This window comes from Pseudomonas sp. H1_F01 (genome assembly GCF_054681425.1).
On the sequence record NZ_CP162823.1, the window covers coordinates 3,537,504 to 3,553,475 of the forward strand.

The window sequence follows — 15,972 nt, forward strand, 5'->3', positions numbered from 1 at the left end:
CACTCCTCCGGTTTTGAAACATTCAGTGGCAAGGATCATAACAGACGCTCTGTAACAAGCTACGTAGAGAGTTTGACAGTGTGTTTCATTCGGGTATTATGGCGCCCGCAACGCAATACGGAGGTGTGGCCGAGTGGTTTAAGGCAACGGTCTTGAAAACCGTCGACTGTAACAGGTCCATGAGTTCGAATCCCATCGCCTCCGCCATCTTCTAACGTTAAAGCCCTGATTATTCAGGGCTTTTTCGTGTCTGGCATTCAGAATGCCAATTGCGGCTTCAACATTGGACACAGCTATGGCAAACCCTCCCCAGCCAATCAAGGAAAGAAAAGTGACCAGTAAAACCATCGGCTCCATCGTTGCCGCAATCGCGGGCATCGTCCTGTTGTGCGTGTTCTTTGGCAGTTGGTACACGATCGACGAAACCGAGCGTGGCGTGCTGCTGCGCAACGGGGCGCTGGTCGGCGTCATTGAACCGGGACTGTCCTTCAAGACGCCATTTATCGAGTCGGTACGCCTGATCAGCGTCCAGAGCCAAGTGACGGCTTATGAAGACCTCCAGGCCTACAGCAAGGACCAACAGTCCGCCCAGCTCAAGGTGTCCGTGTCCTGGCACATCGCGCCTTCGGATGTTGCGAAGGTCTATACCCAGTTCAAGGACCTGGAAGGTATCCGCGACCGGATGATCAGCCGCCAGGTGCCAACCCAGGTGGAAAACGTATTCGGCAAGTTCAACGCCGTGGCTGCCGTGCAGAACCGCGTCCAACTGGTCAACGATATTTCCACCGCCATCAAGGCCACCATTACCGGCCCCGTGATCATCGACAGCGTCCAGGTCGAGAACATTGACTTCAGTGATGCCTACGAAAAAGCCATCGAAGCGCGCATGGCTGCGGAAGTCCAAGTCAAGACCCGCGAGCAACAGCTCGCCACCGAGCAAGTGCAAGCACAGATTCGCGTGACTCAGGCCCAGGCCGAAGCCGATTCGCAAGTGGCGCAGGCCAAGGCAGACGCACTGGCGACCGAGTTGCGCGGCAAAGCCGAAGCCGAAGCCATCAAGGCGCGGGCCCAGGCCCTGGCCAGCAACCAGAACCTGGTGGAACTGACCAAGGCCGAGCGCTGGAATGGCGTCTTGCCGACTACCGTGCTACCAAACGGCGCCCTGCCCTTCATCGACATCAAGTAACGCCAGGGGCGCGGCCTGCCCGGCCGCGCCTTTCGCGCAGCAAGCATCGCCCCTCTCGTTAGCGCTACACTCAACCATGAACCCGACGTTCATCGTTAGCAGGGAGCTCAACGTGTACCCAGGCCACAGCAAACCGGCACACCAACCCGCACGACGTTTACCTTTCCCCCCTTCCGGCTCCTCCCTCGAGCATCTCTCCCCCCTCGGGAATTCACCAACTCCTTCGATAAGCGCCTTGAGCAGGAGAATAGCGTGACCACTATTATCAAAAAATATAAATGGCCCGCCCTATTGGCCGTCGCGCTGATTGTGTTTGCTGCACTGATATTCTTTTTGATCAAGTCATACACGTACGACTCATCGACCTACTTCGAATCCCGCGACTTCATTCGCCAGCTCAAGCAGGCCGACGCTAACTGGAACGTCAAGATCCTCAGGAAAAAGATCGGCGTGAACAATAACCTGTCGCTGGCGCCGCCGCTTGAGGCCAACAGTCGATGGGAGCAGTTGGAGCAGCTCAATAACGCTGGTCCCCTGGCGGCCCTTTGGGCATCCAGACGCAACGGTTATGTGGATGCGGTCAAGAACAAAACAGTACTGGTCGATCAATTCCAGCAACACAACGCCAATCTACGCATCGCCCTGGATGCGTTGCCGATGGTCGAGGACGGTATTCAAACGTTGCTAGCAGAGATGAGCACCGAAAGCTCTACGGGACGCCTGGCAACAGCCTCCAATGTTCGTGAGCTGACACTGACAACGCTGGAGTACGCACTTTATGTCACCTCAGACAAAGCCGAGGAAGTGCAGCGCCAATTGAGTGATCTGGAAAAATACGTCGACCAACTGCCCGCGACCAACCAGCCCCTCTTCATTGCCCTGACCCAGCACGTCAAATCCATTATCCAGGAGCAACCAATCGTCAATGATCTGCTGGACCGCATCAGCGTGATTCCGGTGGCCCAGGAATTGGACAGCATCAACGAGCTATTGAACGAGACACAGCGCAGGACAGCCGCTGCGGACCGTCAATACCATATCTACCTGGGCGCGTGTGCCAGCCTCATGGCGCTATTGATGATCTACCTGGCGGTACGCCTGGTTCGCAGTTACGCCGTTATCAACCAGATCAACCAGCAACTGCAAACGTCCAATGAACGGCTCGAGGAGCGCGTGCAGGAGCGCACTCGCGAGCTGATGGAGGCCGAACGCGAACTGGTGGATGCAGCCCGGATGGCGGGCATGGCCGAAATAGCCACGAATGTATTGCACAACGTCGGGAATGTGCTCAACAGCGTGAACATTTCGGCCGAGCTCGTGACCCGCAAGTTGAGGAACAGCAAGACGCTCGGGCTCACCAAGGCGGTCAAAATGATGAATGAACATGCCGAGGATCTTGGCCAGTTCATCACCCATGATGAAAAAGGCCGGTTGCTGCCGCGTTATTTCAACGAACTGGTCGACTCCATCGCCGCGGAACAGGCAGTGCTTATAGATGAGCTGGCGCAGTTGACCAAGAGCATCGATCACATCAAGGAAATCGTCACCACTCAACAAACCTATGCAGGGGCCGCCAGGTTGATCGAACCGCTCAATGTCAGCGATCTGTTCGAAGATGCGCTACGCATGAATTCGGGTGCGCTCAGTCGGCATCACGTCACCGTCATCAAGGAATATCAGGAAGTTCCTGCGATCATGGGGGACAAGCACAGGTTGTTGCTGATCCTGATCAACCTGATCAGCAACGCCAAATTCGCGATGTCGCACATCAGTGAGCACCCACGGGAGATAACCCTGGGGATCCGCATCCTAGACGAAACGACGCTGAGCCTGAGCGTCAAGGACCGAGGCGAAGGCATTTCCCCGGAGAACCTGGCCCGCATCTTCAATCACGGCTTCACGACCCGCAAGGACGGCCATGGGTTTGGCTTGCACAGCTGCGCCCTGGCGGCGGTTGAAATGAATGGCCGCCTCTATGTCCATAGCGACGGACCGGGGCAAGGCGCTCTGTTTACCCTGGAAGTCCCGCTGGAATTGGCCCGTGCCTGATCACCGTGACGGGCGCACGCTGACCCGCCGCCATCGCGAGCAAGCTCCCACAGGGGATTATTGGTGAATACCCGGAAAAACTGTGGGAGCGAGCTTGCTCGCGATAGCGGTCTACCTGTCACCGAGAGGTTGGCTGTACCGGCCCCACTTATTTCGTGTTTACAGGCCGGCCGCTACGGGCTCTTCGGGTCGGCAACGCGGCGGCATAGGCCAGCGCTTCCTCGCGGGAAGCAAAGGAACCCAACCGGTCAGCCTGGGTACAGACCCTCCACGGGCCGCTGTTTACGCTAAGCACGTCATAACCGTTGATGTGCATTTTCGTCAGCATCGCAGTGCTCATTGGTCACCTCCGACTTCAACCAAGGGTGCACGGCCTACCATACACGCTGATTGCGCCGGGCGGCCAACCGAACGTCGCGACACCCGCCGCATTCGTGGCGCCCTCAGTGGGAATCCGAATCCCACAACCAGTCCCACAACCCCGGTAAATGCACGGGTTCAGTGCTGTGATCGACCGTCCGAGCCAAGGCCGCTCGCTCCAGCGCCTGGTGGTCATCATAGAACGGCTTGGCGTCGGTCCTCACCCCGGTAGCCTTGGCACTGTCGAGCAGGATTTGCAGGTATTCACGAGCATGCCGGGCGGTATAACGATTGATGTCGTGAAACGTCACCACCACCGGAATAACTCCGTCCACCGCTGGCAGTTGCCCGGCGGCGATGCGCTCGCGCACTTCGGAAAGTTGTCGGATCAGGTTGATCCGCCGCCGCGGGCTCATCGTGATGCCCCAGACTTTGCCGTCATTTGCGCTCAGATCGGTCAACAAAATGTGCAGGCCATGATGTCGGTAGGCGGCCGCAGTGCGCTTGTCGAAGCTCCAGAATGGCGGCCTCACCAAGATCGGCGCCGCGCCGCTAATGGCGGCGATATCGCGCCCACCATTGCTGAGCGATTGCTCCAGCTCATCAGGGCTCAGCGACCGGTGATTGGTGTGCCAGTGGGTCGCCGTATGAAAGGCCAGCACATGGCCTTCCTGCTGTTCACGGCGCATTACCGAGCGGCCAATATCACTGCCACCGGCACGTGGTGAGCGGGTCTGCAGGAAAAACACCGCCTTGATGCCGGGCTGTAGCGGATTGTCTGCGAGTGCGTCGAGCACCTCCAGGCTAGGGTTCCAGATAGACGAGGCGCTGGGCCCATCATCGAATGTCAGCAGGAAACGGATCGGGGGTTGTTCGCGCAAGCGTTGCTCGGTTTGCGGCGTCAGTTCGATGGGGGCGCCAATGCAGCCCGACAAACCGATGGCGAGGGCTGCGATGAACAGCACCCTGGCGATGTTTTTCATGTTTTGCCTTTTGTTGATGCCGCACTGCGTCGCCTTTGATCCCTGGCCTATGGTGTTGAAGCTCACCTTGGAGAAGGGTAACCGGGTTTGGTTCCTTGCCGTGAGTTCCGGCTGTTTTGCCGCTGCTCGGTGCACGAGCCTGAGCGGTATTAATTTGACCGTCTGGAAATTCGATGGAATTTTCCGAATGCCTTTGTATCCATCCGTATAGGACTAATTAGGGAGGATTTATGGGCGGGCCATCGCTTTACATCATTGACTACATACTCCATGGCGAACCCAAGTCATTCATTATTCGCGCGGAAGTGATGAATAACTCCGAGGCTTGGCATTGGGCCAGTTGCGACGCGGGGGTCGGGCGCATACCGAAATTCGGGAGAGAAAAGGTCAAGCGGGTCTCCAAGCCCCTTGCTGAAAAATACGGTATTACCGACGTACGCTGGCGGGCAAGCGTCACGCCGTCCTGGGTCAAGGAGTCCAGCTGACACTACTCGCATTGTTTCCGGCGCACCGGCTGTCTAGCCGGACGCCGGATTCTTCGACAGACCTGAAATAACTCAACTACGCTTAAACCACGGCGCAGCCCGCCCCCTGGCGGGTTTTGTGCTGCCTCATCAACCCCTGAATGGAGGTGTGACATGTCCGAAAAAGAGTCCATCACCACCCTGCTCACCTTGCTCGAATCGCGTCAAGCCAGGCTCACGGCAGCCTGCAAGGAAATCGCCGACTGGGTCGACCACCAAGGCGGGCACCCCACCGCAGTGCGCATCCGGGACCGGCTCAACGACATCGACAAAGACGCTCCGTCGATCCAAAGCGCGCTAACGTCGCTCAAGCCTGCTGAACCCCCTCTACCCAAGTTCCGCTGACGCGCTGCGCCAGCCCCGTTTCTCCCTGAGTTCTACCGGTTGGAAAACTGATGGAACGTGGGCTTTTTTTGCACCTCGAAATTGATAGGCACCGGTGCAGAAACCGCAAAGGGAGAAACTCATGAATGCCAGAATCCTGCTATTGATCGTTTGTGCAAGCCCCGCCGCCGTCTTGGCCCAAGGCTGCGACGTCATCACACGATCCCAGAGCCAGGCCGTTCCAGTGATCGAAAGCCATAGCTGCTACGAATACAAAGGCATGCCCGCCGAAGCCCTCGATTGGTCTTGCAGCAATGAAAGCAAGGGAACGCTCACGACTCAAAAGCGTAGAGTCGAGCGTTGTGCCGAGGGATACGTGGCGACATGCCAGGCGAAGCCGACCCAGGAAGCGTTGGCCAACCCGCACTCAACCAGCAAGGAAAAGCGCGGTGGGTCGGCCACCCTTCCCGATGATGCAAAAGTGACGTGGTACTACTACGGCGTCGAGCAGTTGCAGCAGGCCCGGGAAGACTGCGAAACCACCGGCGGCAATTGGATAAACCAGTGAGGTGGCTGTCACAGCCGCTTCCTGGCTAGCCCTTGCTGTGCTCCGGCGATGACGGACCTTCCTTGACTCCGCGAGGCCCGGCTACGCCCCAGATGACCAGGCCCAGCACCGGCAAAACGATCAGCAGCAGGGCCCAGCCCGCCTTGGTCCCGACCGACTTGTCGCTTCGAAAGACACTGACGATCGCCCACAAATCGACGAGCAGCAAAAGCACCGCAACAGCGATCCAGAAATAACTGGCTAATTCAGACATGACCTAATCCTCTTGTCGGTTCAAGGATTAGGCAGAGCCGTTGAGGCGCCGTTCAAAGAATTTGCACCCTCGGGACGCGCATTGGCAGCTATCCCCGCTCGTTCAGATAAGCGACCCACTGCTCATAAGCTTCATGTTGACGCTGGACTGCCTCATCCCAGGTCGATCCACTCATTTGATGAACACATATGAGCTTCATCATTTCCGACGTTGCCGTATCGAGCTCTACCAGGAGCTCATGGGATTTGATCTTGAAGTCTTCAACGGTGGTCATTTCTCGCTTCCTTCCCCTATCGGGGCCGGCCAATGCACCCAACATGGATTCATTTTTTTGAAGCTGATTCATTTGAGGCGATAACCGGTCGAAAACCTAGTGCTAGCGGTCGCAGAGATGGAGCGAAGCGATGACAGGCACAAATAAGCTCAGTCTTTCCCGCTCCGTCGCGGTCGTAGTGGATAAGACCTTGAAAAACTCGACATTTGAACGAAGCAGCTAATGCCAGGCGCAAATATTGCAGTTATATTTCACTTTAATGACAGTCACAGATCGAGCACGGCCATGAAAATTCGAGCGACCGTCATCTGCGAGGAAAATCGCCACATCCTCCTGGTTCGCAAAGCCAATAGCCGCTGGGCGTTGCCGGGCGGTACCGTCGAGCGCGGCGAAACCCATGCCGGCGCAGCCATTCGGGAATTGGCAGAGGAAACCGGCCTGGACGTCGAGAATCTGCTCTACTTGATGCGAATCAGTGACGGGCAGACCGAACATCATGTGTTCGAAGCATCAGTCAGCGACTCGACGGCGGCCAAGCCACAGAATGAAATCAGCGATTGCCTCTGGCATCCGCTGGACGCTATTGCCCAGTTGCAAATGAAAAAGGGGACGCGGGACATTCTCGAGGCGTTTCGGCGACGGTTGTGAGGCACCGGTACTGACGACCAATACCGGATAGGTTGCATGAGAAATATCATGCAACCTATTGTTTTATAAATACTAGGTGATCACAAAATTGCCAGAAATCTGCCATCAAGCCGCTGAGGGCAACGGGCTCACTTTTTCTGCCAGGCGGTACTGATCGGGTTGACCACGGTATTTTCTTCCTGCGTATAGGTCCCGTTCTGCTGGGCTATCGCCTCGCCGGTGTCGACAATTGCGTTCTGGATAAATACGTTTTGTGCATCACCTCGAATAAAGGTGAGCTGGTGATACGCCGTTTTATTGCCCCAGTCAGGGGAAGGCAGGGAGATGAACTTCACAGTGTATGTCTCGTCGGTGTGCTGGCCCTGCAAGACGTAGACACCGTAATGATTTTCTCCCTGAGAGATGATTTTGTACAAACCGTTGCTGTAGTAATAAATTTCCGCGTCGGGAAAGGGCTTCTTATCGTACATTTTCCGATAGTGCAGAACCTGCTTGACGGTCGGCTCGCCAAAGTTCACGGCTAGCGTTTTCCCATCAACGGAGGTTGTCTCCCCAGCGCATACAGCGCTGCTGCTCATCAAGGCCAACAGACTCATCGTTGCGATCGTTTTCACTCGTTACCTCTCCATGGTCAAAGGATTAGCGTACTGGGCAAGGGCTGGAGGACGTAACCACCAGCCACTCACCTTGCTAATCTCAACGCCGAGTGTAGAGGCTTGCGCTTGAAAATACCCGCAGGCTTGGGCTCCGTTTCCGCAGCAGTTTTCAGAAGCGGAAACGAACAAGGGTTTGCATTAGCTTTCGCTCGCAAACCCTTGATTTTAGATGGTGCCCGAAGCCGGAATCGAACCGGCACGCCCTTACGAGCGGGGGATTTTAAGTCCCATGCGTCTACCAGTTTCGCCATTCGGGCGGTAGCGCGGTTAGCCATGGGAACGTCGGCAAAATCCAGTGGCCGATGTTCTGGCTGGTGCAGCAAGAGGGGGAATATATACATCCCTCCCCTGCGAAGCAAGGTAGCTCATGCCCTTTTCAATACAAAAGCTTTCAATGCTTCGAAAATAAAAAAGCTCCGTAAATCATAGATCTACAGAGCTTTTTAAAAGTGGAGGCCGAAGTCGGAATCGAACCGGCGTAGGTGGATTTGCAATCCACTGCATAACCATTTTGCTATTCGGCCTCAGAACGTTTGATGCAATGCTGCCACATCAACCGCGGTACAAACCTGATCAGGATACAGGGCATCTAGGCACCGCTATCTCCTTGAAAACATTGAGATTTTTTACGTCCCAGTGCGTTCGATGGGCGCAATTATGTACTCATTTGCCCAGGCTGACAACCCCTTGATTTCAAAAAAAAATTGTCCAGCGGTCTCGGTGTGCCAGGCAGATATCAGGAAGCCTTTTGGGACTGCTGCGCAGCCCAGCGAGAGCATGCTCCCACGCCACGGGCGATTTGCGGGGTTGTGGGATCTTACAGTGCAACGCCCCAACCGGCTGTCGCAGCCCTGCACCATTATGGGTAACATACCGGCCCTCCCCGCAGCCCTTCTGCGACCTGCTAAATAAGCCTATTCCATGCCTTTTGAACTCAGCGTTGACCTCACTACCCTCGCTATCCTTGCTGTTGTCGCGTTCATTGCCGGTTTCATCGATGCCATTGCCGGTGGCGGTGGGTTGCTGACCACGCCAGCCCTGCTGACGGCAGGCTTGCCGCCTCATCTGGTCCTGGGGACCAACAAACTCAGCTCGACCTTCGGCTCGGCGACGGCCAGCTTCACCTTCTACAAGCGCAAGCTGTTCCACCCAAGGCAGTGGACTCATGCCCTCGTCGGCACCCTGGTCGGGGCCCTGACCGGCGCCATCGTCGCCCATTACTTGCCCGCCGAGTGGCTGAACAAGATGCTGCCGGTGATCGTCTTCGCCTGTGGCCTGTACCTGTTGTTCGGCGGCACGCCCAAGGCACCGCTGGACAGCAACGCACCGATCAAGAAGACATGGCAGTCGCCCCAAGGCTTCAGCCTGGGTTTCTATGACGGCGTGGCCGGGCCGGGTACGGGGGCGTTCTGGACTGTGAGCAGCCTGCTGCTCTACCCCATCGACCTGGTCAAGGCCAGCGGCGTGGCCCGTAGCATGAACTTCGTCAGCAACATCGCGGCGCTGTCGGTGTTCATCTTTTCCGGACAAGTGGACTGGGTCATCGGCCTGAGCATGGGTGTGTCTGTGATGGTCGGTGCGTTCTTCGGCGCTCGCACCGCCATCAGCGGCGGCGCGAAGTTCATCCGACCGGTGTTCATCACCGTGGTGCTGGGCTTGACCGTGCGCCTAGCCTGGCAGCACTGGTTCAGCGTGGCCTAGGCGCCGCGCCACATACAGGTCGATCAGGTAGCGGGCGATGGAGCGCGAAGCCGGCAACGGTGGCAGGTCATGGATGTTGAACCACTGCGCGTCCTCGATTTCATCTTCCTGGGGCACGATGTCGCCACCGGCATATTCAGCGTGGAAACCGAGCATCATCGAATGGGGGAATGGCCAGCACTGGCTGCCCATGTACTGGATGTTCTTCACCTCGATGCTGACTTCCTCGCGAACCTCGCGCACCAGGCAATCCTCGGCCGACTCGCCAGGCTCGGCAAACCCCGCCAGGGTGCTGTAGACGCCCGGGACGAAACGCGGCGAACGGGCCAGCAGGACTTCATCGCCGCGAGTGATCAACACGATCATGCTCGGAGAAATCCGCGGATAGTGCCGCAGCTCACAGGCATCGCAATACATGGCCCGTTCCAACGGAATCTGGCCCATGCGCTTGCCGCAACTGCCACAGAAACGATGCTCGCGGGCCCAGGTGCCGATCTGCGCGGCATAGCCCAACACTTTGTACAGCGTGTGGTCATCCTCGAGCATGAACGCCCGCAGGCCTTTCCAGTTGCAGCCAGGGATGTCCAGCAGGCTGTGCAATTCCAGCAGGTAGACGGGCTCGCCATCCAGGTGACCGATGCCATGCTCGGCGAGGATCGACAGGTCTTGGCGCTTGAGCCATTCGCGGGGAAACAGCGCGCCGTTGTCATCGAACAGAAAGCCCTCAGGGCTGCGGGCGACGGCCCAGCCGCCAGCAAGAGCGGTATCGAGTACTGCGGTGGTCCAGCGTGAAATCATGGTCAATCAATCCTGAAATTCAGGTTTCTGTTTGCTCATATGGGCGGCCATGGCCACGCGCAGGTCGGTCGATTGCAACATGGCGGCGTTCCAGGTGGCGACGTATTCCAAACCGTCGTCGATGCGGTGGTCGCGCATGTAGCTGATCATTTCCTTGGTGCCGGTCACGGCAATCGGCGACTTGGCGGCGATTTCCCGGGCGATGCCCATCACGCCGTCGAGCAGGCTGGCGGTGTCACTGTAGACACGATTGACCAGGCCGATGCTGCGCGCTTCGTCGGCACCAAAAGTGCGCCCCGTATAAGCGAGTTCACGCAGCATGCCGTCCCCGATGATCCGGGGCAAGCGTTGCAATGTGCCAACATCGGCGGCCATGCCGATATCGATCTCCTTGATGGAGAACTGGGCGTCCTCGGCCGCGTAACGCATGTCGCAGGCGGCAATCAGGTCGATGGCCCCGCCCAGGCAATAGCCCTGGATAGCCGCGAGCACGGGTTTGCGGCAGTTGTCCACGGCGTTGAACGAGGCTTGCAGTTGCAGGATCTTGCGCCGCAGCAGGCGTGCATTGCGCCCTACGTCCTTGCCCAACTCGTTGGCCACGCCCGCCAGCATCATCAGGTCTATCCCCGAGGAGAAATGCTTGCCGGCACCGCTCAGCACCACCACCCGTGCGGCATCGGTGTCGTCGATCCACTGGAAGATCTCGATGATCTCGCTCCAGAACGCAGCGTTCATCGAGTTGATCTTTTCCGGGCGATTGATCTGCACATGGGCAATGTTGTCTGCAAGTTCGACGTTGAACGCTTGGTATTGCGACATGGCAGTGATCCTTTACCGGCTGAAAAGAGGCTTGAACTATAACAAGCCATCGCGACAGGACGTAGACAGTGCATCGGCCAAAAGCGGGACTGACCTCACCGCAAGTCGTTGTGGGAGCGAGCTTGCTCGCGATGGCGGTAGTTCAGTCAACATTTCTGCAAGCCGAAACACCGCTTTCGCGAGCAAGCTCGTTCCCACAGGGACAGTGTTGGGTATCAGTTCTCGGCAGCCTGTTCGCTAGCCTGCAGCTGCCCGTCCCACCCCCCGCCCAATGCGGCAATCAATTGCACGCTGGCGATCAGGCGGCTCTGCTGCAAGCTCAGCACACTGCGTTCATTGCTCAAGGCCGTGGCCTGGACGGTCACCACATCGAGGTAGGCAATCAACCCGGCCTTGTACTGGTTCTGCGTCAGGCGCAGGGATTCCCGGGCGGCGTCCAGAGCCTCCTGGCGCACGCGGGCTTCGTCTTCCAGCACCTTGAGCTGGATCATATAGTTTTCCACCTCGCGCAAGCCGTCGAGCACGGTCTGGCGATAGGTGGCGACGGTCTGGTCATACGCCGCGACGGTACGGTCGACCTCTGCCGAACGCTGGCCGCCATCGAACAGCGTCATCGCCAGTTGTGGCCCTACCGACCAGAAGCGGTTCGGCACGCTCACCCAGTTGTCGTAGGTGCTGCTGCTGTAGCCGCCACTGAGGCTCAGGGTCAGGTCCGGGTAATACGCGGCCTTGGCGACCCCGATGTTGGCGTTGGCGGCCATCACCGAGCGTTCTGCCGAGGCGATATCCGGCCGGCGCTCGAGTAACTGCGAAGGCAGCGCCACCGGAATTTGCGGCAATGACGGGATGTCCTGGGTCTCGGCCAGGTTGAATTCGGCGGGCGGCAGGCCGATCAGCACGGCGATGGCGTTTTCAAACTGGGCCCGTTGCCAGATCAGGTCGATCAGGTCGCCCTGGGTGGTCTTGAGCTGGGTTTGCGCCTGGGCCACCGCGTCCTTGCCGGACACCCCGGCGCGGTACTGGTTTTCGGTCATTTTCAGGGAGCGCTGATAGTTGTCGACGGTGGTCTGCAACAAGCGTTTCTGTTCATCGATCACCCGCAACTGCAAGTAATTCTGCACCAGTTCCGATTGCTGGCTCAGACGCATCGCCGCCAGGTCGGCAAAACTGGCTTGCGCGCTCGCCTCGTCGGCTTCCAGGGTGCGGCGCAACTTGCCCCACACGTCCGCCTCCCAACTGACGCCGGCCTGGGCGTTATAGGTATCGCGAATGCCGCTGGACGAACTGCTCAGGCTCGAACTGCTGCTACCGGTGCCCTGGCTGGAGCGGGTCTTGCCAACGGTCAGGTCCACGGTAGGGAAAAATGCGCCACGGGCATTGCGCACCAGTGCCCGGGCCTGCCGGTACTGGGCGTCGGCCTGGGCCACGGTCTGGTTGGACGCATTGAGCTGGTTCACCAGGCCATTGAGTTGCGCATCGCCGTACAGCTCCCACCAGGCGCCCCTGGCCATCGCATCGCTGGGATTGGCCTGGCGCCAGCCCTGAGCCTCCTTGTATTGCACCGGGGCGGCAGCCTGGGGACGTTGATAATCCGGGCCGACGGCGCAGGCACTGAGCATCGCCACGCACAGCACCAGGCTCAGCACCCGCGAGCCACGGGCAGTCGCCAGTGTTGCGACAAGATTGAAAGGCGAACGATCGGTCATAGCGGAGTTTCCAGGGCAGCATCAGTGCGCACGCCGCGCCAGCGATTGAAGCGATGGCGCAGTTTGTCGAGATATAGGTAAACCACCGGGGTGGTGTAGAGCGTCAGTACCTGGCTGAACACCAACCCACCGATGATGGTCAGGCCCAATGGCCGGCGCATTTCCGAGCCCTCGGCAGCACCGAGCAGCAACGGCAAGGCGCCAAGGATCGCCGCCAGCGTGGTCATCAGGATTGGCCGCAACCGCAGCAGGCAAGCGCTGCGGATCGACTCCAGCGGCGTCTGCCCGGCACGTTCCAGTTGCAGCGCCAGATCGATCATCAGGATGGCGTTTTTCTTCACCACGCCGATCAGCAGGAACAGCCCCAACAGTGAGATCAGGCTGAACTCGCCACCCAGCGCGTAGATCGACAGCAATGCGCCGACCCCGGCCGATGGCAACGTAGACAGGATGGTCAGCGGATGGATGTAGCTTTCATAGAGCACACCCAACACCAGGTACACCGCCAGCAACGCCCCGAGGATCATGAACGGCTGGCTCTTCTGGGTGGCGGCGAACGCATCGGCGGTGCCGGCCATTTTCGCAATGACATCCTCGGGCAATCCAAGCTTGGCAAGTGCCCGCTCGATGGCCGCGGTGCCCTGCTCCACCGTGACACCTTCGGCCATGTCGAAGGAAATGCCCTCGGACGCGAACTGGCCTTCATGGCTGACCCGGTCGTCCTCCAGGCTATTCTCGTAGTGGGCAATGGCCGACAGCGGTACGCGCGCGCCATCGGCGGTGATCACCTGAACCTGCTCGAGGGTGCTCGGGTCCTGGGCGTACTTGGGATTGACCTCCATCACCACCTGATACTGGTTGAGGCTGTCGTAGATGGTCGAGATCTGCCGCTGGCTGTAGGCGTTGTTGAGCACCGCGGTGACCATGTCCATGTCGATGCCCAGGCGCTTGGCCTGGTCGCGGTCCACCACCAGCGTCACCTGCTGCGCCCCACCACCGTCACGGGCATCGATGGCGGTGAGTTCCGGCAAGGCCCGGAAGGCCGCCACGACCTTGGGATACCACGCGCGCAGCGACGCCAGGTCGGCGCTTTGCAGGATGTAGGAATACTGCGAGGTGGTCTGCTCGCGACCACCACCGAACTGCAGGTCCTGGTCGGCCATCAACATCAACTGAGCGCCGGGAACCTTGGGCATTTCTTTTCGAAGGCGCTCGATGACCTTTTGTGCAGAAATATTACGCTCCTTGATCGGCTTGAGGCGCACCAGCATGAAGGCGTTGTTGGTGCCGTTGTTACCACCGATGAAACCGGCGACGCTTTGCACCGCCTCGTCCTTGAGCACGGCGCGGCGGAAGATCTCCATCTTCGGCTGCATCACGTTGAACGACAGCCCGTCGTCGCCACGCACGAAACCGATCAACTGGCCGGTGTCCTGCTGCGGCATGAAGGTTTTCGGCACCACCACGTACAACGCGACGTTCACGCCGATGGTCACCAGCAGGCTCAACAAGGTCAGGCGCCGATGGTGCAGCACCCAGTCCAGGCTGATGGCGTAACCACGGACCATGCGCTCATTGAGCCGCTGGCTCCAGCGCTGCAAGCGGTTTTCCTGCCCTGGCACGTGAGGCTTGAGCCAACGGGCGCAGAGCATCGGCGTGAGGGTCAGCGAGACCACCAGCGAAACGACGATGGACGCCGCCAGCGTGATGGAAAATTCGCGAAACAGGCTCTCGATGATGCCGCCCATGAACAGGATCGACAGGAACACCGCCACCAGCGAGACGTTCATCGACAGCAAGGTGAAACCCACCTCCTCGGCTCCCCGGTACGCGGCCTTCATCGGCGGCACGCCTTCGTCGATATGCCGGGAGATGTTCTCCAGCACCACGATGGCATCGTCCACCACCAACCCGGTCGCCAGGATCAACGCCATCAACGACAGGTTGTTCAGGGAGAAACCGTACAGGTACATCACCGCGAACGTGCCCACCAGCGACACCGGCACCGCCAGGGTCGGGATCAGCGAGGCGCGGAAGTTGCCGAGGAACAGGAACACCACCAGCACCACCAGGGCCACGGCGATCAGCAAGGTCATTTCCGCTTCATGCAGGGTGGCCTTGATCACCGGCGAGCGGTCCATGGCCAGGTTCAGCTTGACGCTGGCCGGCAGCACGGCCTGCAACGCCGGCAGTTGCGCCTTGATCTCGTTGACCGTCTCGATGATGTTGGCCCCGGCCTGGCGGTTGATCACCAGCAACACGGCGGCATCGTTGTTGAAGAAACCGCTGTTGTAGCGATCCTCGACGCTGTCGGTGACTTTCGCCACGTCCTTGAGCCGCAGTACCGAGCCATCCTGGTAACGGATGATCAGCGTTTCGTAGTCCTTGGCCTTCTCCAGTTGATCGTTGGCCTGGACCTGCCACATGCGCTGATCGTCCTCCACCGACCCCTTGGGCCGGCGCACGTTGCTATCGGCAACAGCGGTGCGCACGTCATCGAGGGCCACGCCGTACTGGTTGAGCAGATGCGGCTCCAGTTCGATGCGCACCGCCGGCAACGAGCTGCCGCCGATCTGTACCTCGCCGACGCCCGAGACCTGGGACAGGCTCTGGGACAGGATGGTCGAGGCCAGGTCGTAGAGCTGGCCCTTTTTCAACACATCCGAGGTCAGCGACAGCACCATGATCGGCGCCTGGGACGGGTTGACCTTCTTATAGGTCGGCATGCTGCGCATGCCGCTGGGCAACAGGTTGCGCGACGCATTGATGGCCGCCTGCACTTCCCGGGCGGCACCGTTGATGTCACGGTCCAGGTCGAATTGCAGGATGACGCGGGTAGAACCCTGGCTGGAACGGCTGCTCATGGTGTTGACCCCGGCGATAGCGCCGAAGGAACGCTCCAGGGGCGTAGCCACCGTTGAAGCCATCACCTCGGGGCTGGCCCCTGGCAGGTTGGCCTGGACCACGATCACCGGGAAATCCATTTGCGGCAGCGGCGAAACCGGCAGCAGGCCGAAGCTCACACCACCGAGCAGCATGATGGCGAAGCTCAGGAGCATGGTCGCGACCGGACGCTTGATGAATGGACCGGACAGGTTCATCAGCAGCCGCTCCAGGCTTCAA

The 15,972-nt window shown here is 59.0% G+C and carries 16 protein-coding genes and 3 tRNA genes; 8 read left to right on the top strand and 11 right to left on the bottom strand.

All coding sequences use genetic code 11. The annotated features are described in order from the left end of the window. Window positions 1-119 precede the first annotated feature (119 nt). The 3 genes from AB4O09_RS16155 to AB4O09_RS16165 all read left to right on the top strand — a co-directional run bounded on the left by AB4O09_RS16155 (window position 120) and on the right by AB4O09_RS16165 (window position 3,235). Window positions 120-207, top strand: a tRNA-Ser gene (locus AB4O09_RS16155). A 124-nt stretch (window positions 208-331) separates the two neighbouring features. After that, window positions 332-1,186: a prohibitin family protein gene (locus tag AB4O09_RS16160; protein WP_003201760.1), complete on the top strand. Its 855-nt coding sequence runs from the start codon at window positions 332-334 to the stop codon at window positions 1,184-1,186. A gap of 252 nt (window positions 1,187-1,438) precedes the next feature. Further along, on the top strand, window positions 1,439-3,235 hold the full coding sequence (locus tag AB4O09_RS16165; RefSeq protein ID WP_003201758.1) for a DAHL domain-containing protein: 1,797 nt from the start codon (window positions 1,439-1,441) through the stop codon (window positions 3,233-3,235). Between the two features lie 148 nt (window positions 3,236-3,383). Here AB4O09_RS16165 and AB4O09_RS16170 read toward each other — a convergent pair whose 3' ends face one another. Together AB4O09_RS16170 and AB4O09_RS16175 are read right to left on the bottom strand one after the other, a co-directional pair. Beyond that, window positions 3,384-3,575: a hypothetical protein gene (locus tag AB4O09_RS16170; RefSeq protein WP_013693334.1), complete on the bottom strand. Its 192-nt coding sequence runs from the start codon at window positions 3,573-3,575 to the stop codon at window positions 3,384-3,386. A 103-nt stretch (window positions 3,576-3,678) separates the two neighbouring features. Further along, window positions 3,679-4,578, bottom strand: a complete 900-nt coding sequence (locus AB4O09_RS16175) for a polysaccharide deacetylase family protein (protein WP_460107203.1) — start codon at window positions 4,576-4,578, stop codon at window positions 3,679-3,681. A gap of 230 nt (window positions 4,579-4,808) precedes the next feature. Between AB4O09_RS16175 and AB4O09_RS16180 the strand changes: the two genes are divergently transcribed. From AB4O09_RS16180 to AB4O09_RS16190, 3 genes are all read left to right on the top strand, one after another. After that, window positions 4,809-5,063, top strand: coding sequence for a DUF6555 family protein (locus AB4O09_RS16180; protein WP_003201754.1), 255 nt, complete (start codon window positions 4,809-4,811; stop codon window positions 5,061-5,063). A gap of 153 nt (window positions 5,064-5,216) precedes the next feature. Then, entirely contained in the window at window positions 5,217-5,447 is a 231-nt protein-coding gene (locus tag AB4O09_RS16185; protein ID WP_003201752.1) for a hypothetical protein, read from the top strand. Window positions 5,448-5,568: 121 nt separating this feature from the next. After that, window positions 5,569-5,994, top strand: a complete 426-nt coding sequence (locus AB4O09_RS16190) for a hypothetical protein (protein ID WP_003201751.1) — start codon at window positions 5,569-5,571, stop codon at window positions 5,992-5,994. A 25-nt stretch (window positions 5,995-6,019) separates the two neighbouring features. Here AB4O09_RS16190 and AB4O09_RS16195 read toward each other — a convergent pair whose 3' ends face one another. Then, window positions 6,020-6,247, bottom strand: a complete 228-nt coding sequence (locus AB4O09_RS16195) for a PLD nuclease N-terminal domain-containing protein (protein ID WP_003201749.1) — start codon at window positions 6,245-6,247, stop codon at window positions 6,020-6,022. A gap of 88 nt (window positions 6,248-6,335) precedes the next feature. Then, window positions 6,336-6,521 (bottom strand): hypothetical protein, encoded by a 186-nt coding sequence (locus AB4O09_RS16200; RefSeq protein WP_003201747.1) that lies wholly within the window; start codon window positions 6,519-6,521, stop codon window positions 6,336-6,338. Window positions 6,522-6,806: 285 nt separating this feature from the next. Here AB4O09_RS16200 and AB4O09_RS16205 point away from each other — a divergent pair, with 285 nt between their 5' ends. Next, entirely contained in the window at window positions 6,807-7,169 is a 363-nt protein-coding gene (locus AB4O09_RS16205; protein ID WP_003201745.1) for an NUDIX hydrolase, read from the top strand. 128 nt (window positions 7,170-7,297) lie between these two features. Here the strand turns inward: AB4O09_RS16205 and AB4O09_RS16210 are convergent, their stop codons facing one another. The 3 genes from AB4O09_RS16210 to AB4O09_RS16220 all read right to left on the bottom strand — a co-directional run bounded on the left by AB4O09_RS16210 (window position 7,298) and on the right by AB4O09_RS16220 (window position 8,349). After that, entirely contained in the window at window positions 7,298-7,765 is a 468-nt protein-coding gene (locus tag AB4O09_RS16210) for a hypothetical protein (protein ID WP_032833317.1), read from the bottom strand. Between the two features lie 230 nt (window positions 7,766-7,995). Continuing rightward, window positions 7,996-8,082 (bottom strand) — tRNA-Leu (locus AB4O09_RS16215). A gap of 193 nt (window positions 8,083-8,275) precedes the next feature. Beyond that, window positions 8,276-8,349: transfer RNA gene (locus tag AB4O09_RS16220), tRNA-Cys, on the bottom strand. Window positions 8,350-8,746: 397 nt separating this feature from the next. Between AB4O09_RS16220 and AB4O09_RS16225 the strand changes: the two genes are divergently transcribed. Continuing rightward, complete coding sequence (locus AB4O09_RS16225; protein ID WP_060613859.1) at window positions 8,747-9,526, top strand: TSUP family transporter; 780 nt, start codon at window positions 8,747-8,749, stop codon at window positions 9,524-9,526. Here the strand turns inward: AB4O09_RS16225 and nudC are convergent. The 4 genes from nudC to AB4O09_RS16245 all read right to left on the bottom strand — a co-directional run bounded on the left by nudC (window position 9,494) and on the right by AB4O09_RS16245 (window position 15,950). Next, window positions 9,494-10,324, bottom strand: a complete 831-nt coding sequence (nudC, locus tag AB4O09_RS16230; protein ID WP_003201739.1) for an NAD(+) diphosphatase — start codon at window positions 10,322-10,324, stop codon at window positions 9,494-9,496. The genes AB4O09_RS16225 and nudC overlap by 33 nt on opposite strands. A gap of 6 nt (window positions 10,325-10,330) precedes the next feature. Next, entirely contained in the window at window positions 10,331-11,143 is an 813-nt protein-coding gene (locus AB4O09_RS16235) for a crotonase/enoyl-CoA hydratase family protein (protein ID WP_003201737.1), read from the bottom strand. A 215-nt stretch (window positions 11,144-11,358) separates the two neighbouring features. Then, entirely contained in the window at window positions 11,359-12,849 is a 1,491-nt protein-coding gene (locus AB4O09_RS16240) for an efflux transporter outer membrane subunit (protein WP_003201735.1), read from the bottom strand. Next, window positions 12,846-15,950 (bottom strand): efflux RND transporter permease subunit, encoded by a 3,105-nt coding sequence (locus AB4O09_RS16245; RefSeq protein ID WP_013693328.1) that lies wholly within the window; start codon window positions 15,948-15,950, stop codon window positions 12,846-12,848. Before AB4O09_RS16245 ends, AB4O09_RS16240 begins: the two co-directional genes overlap by 4 nt. Window positions 15,951-15,972 lie beyond the last annotated feature (22 nt).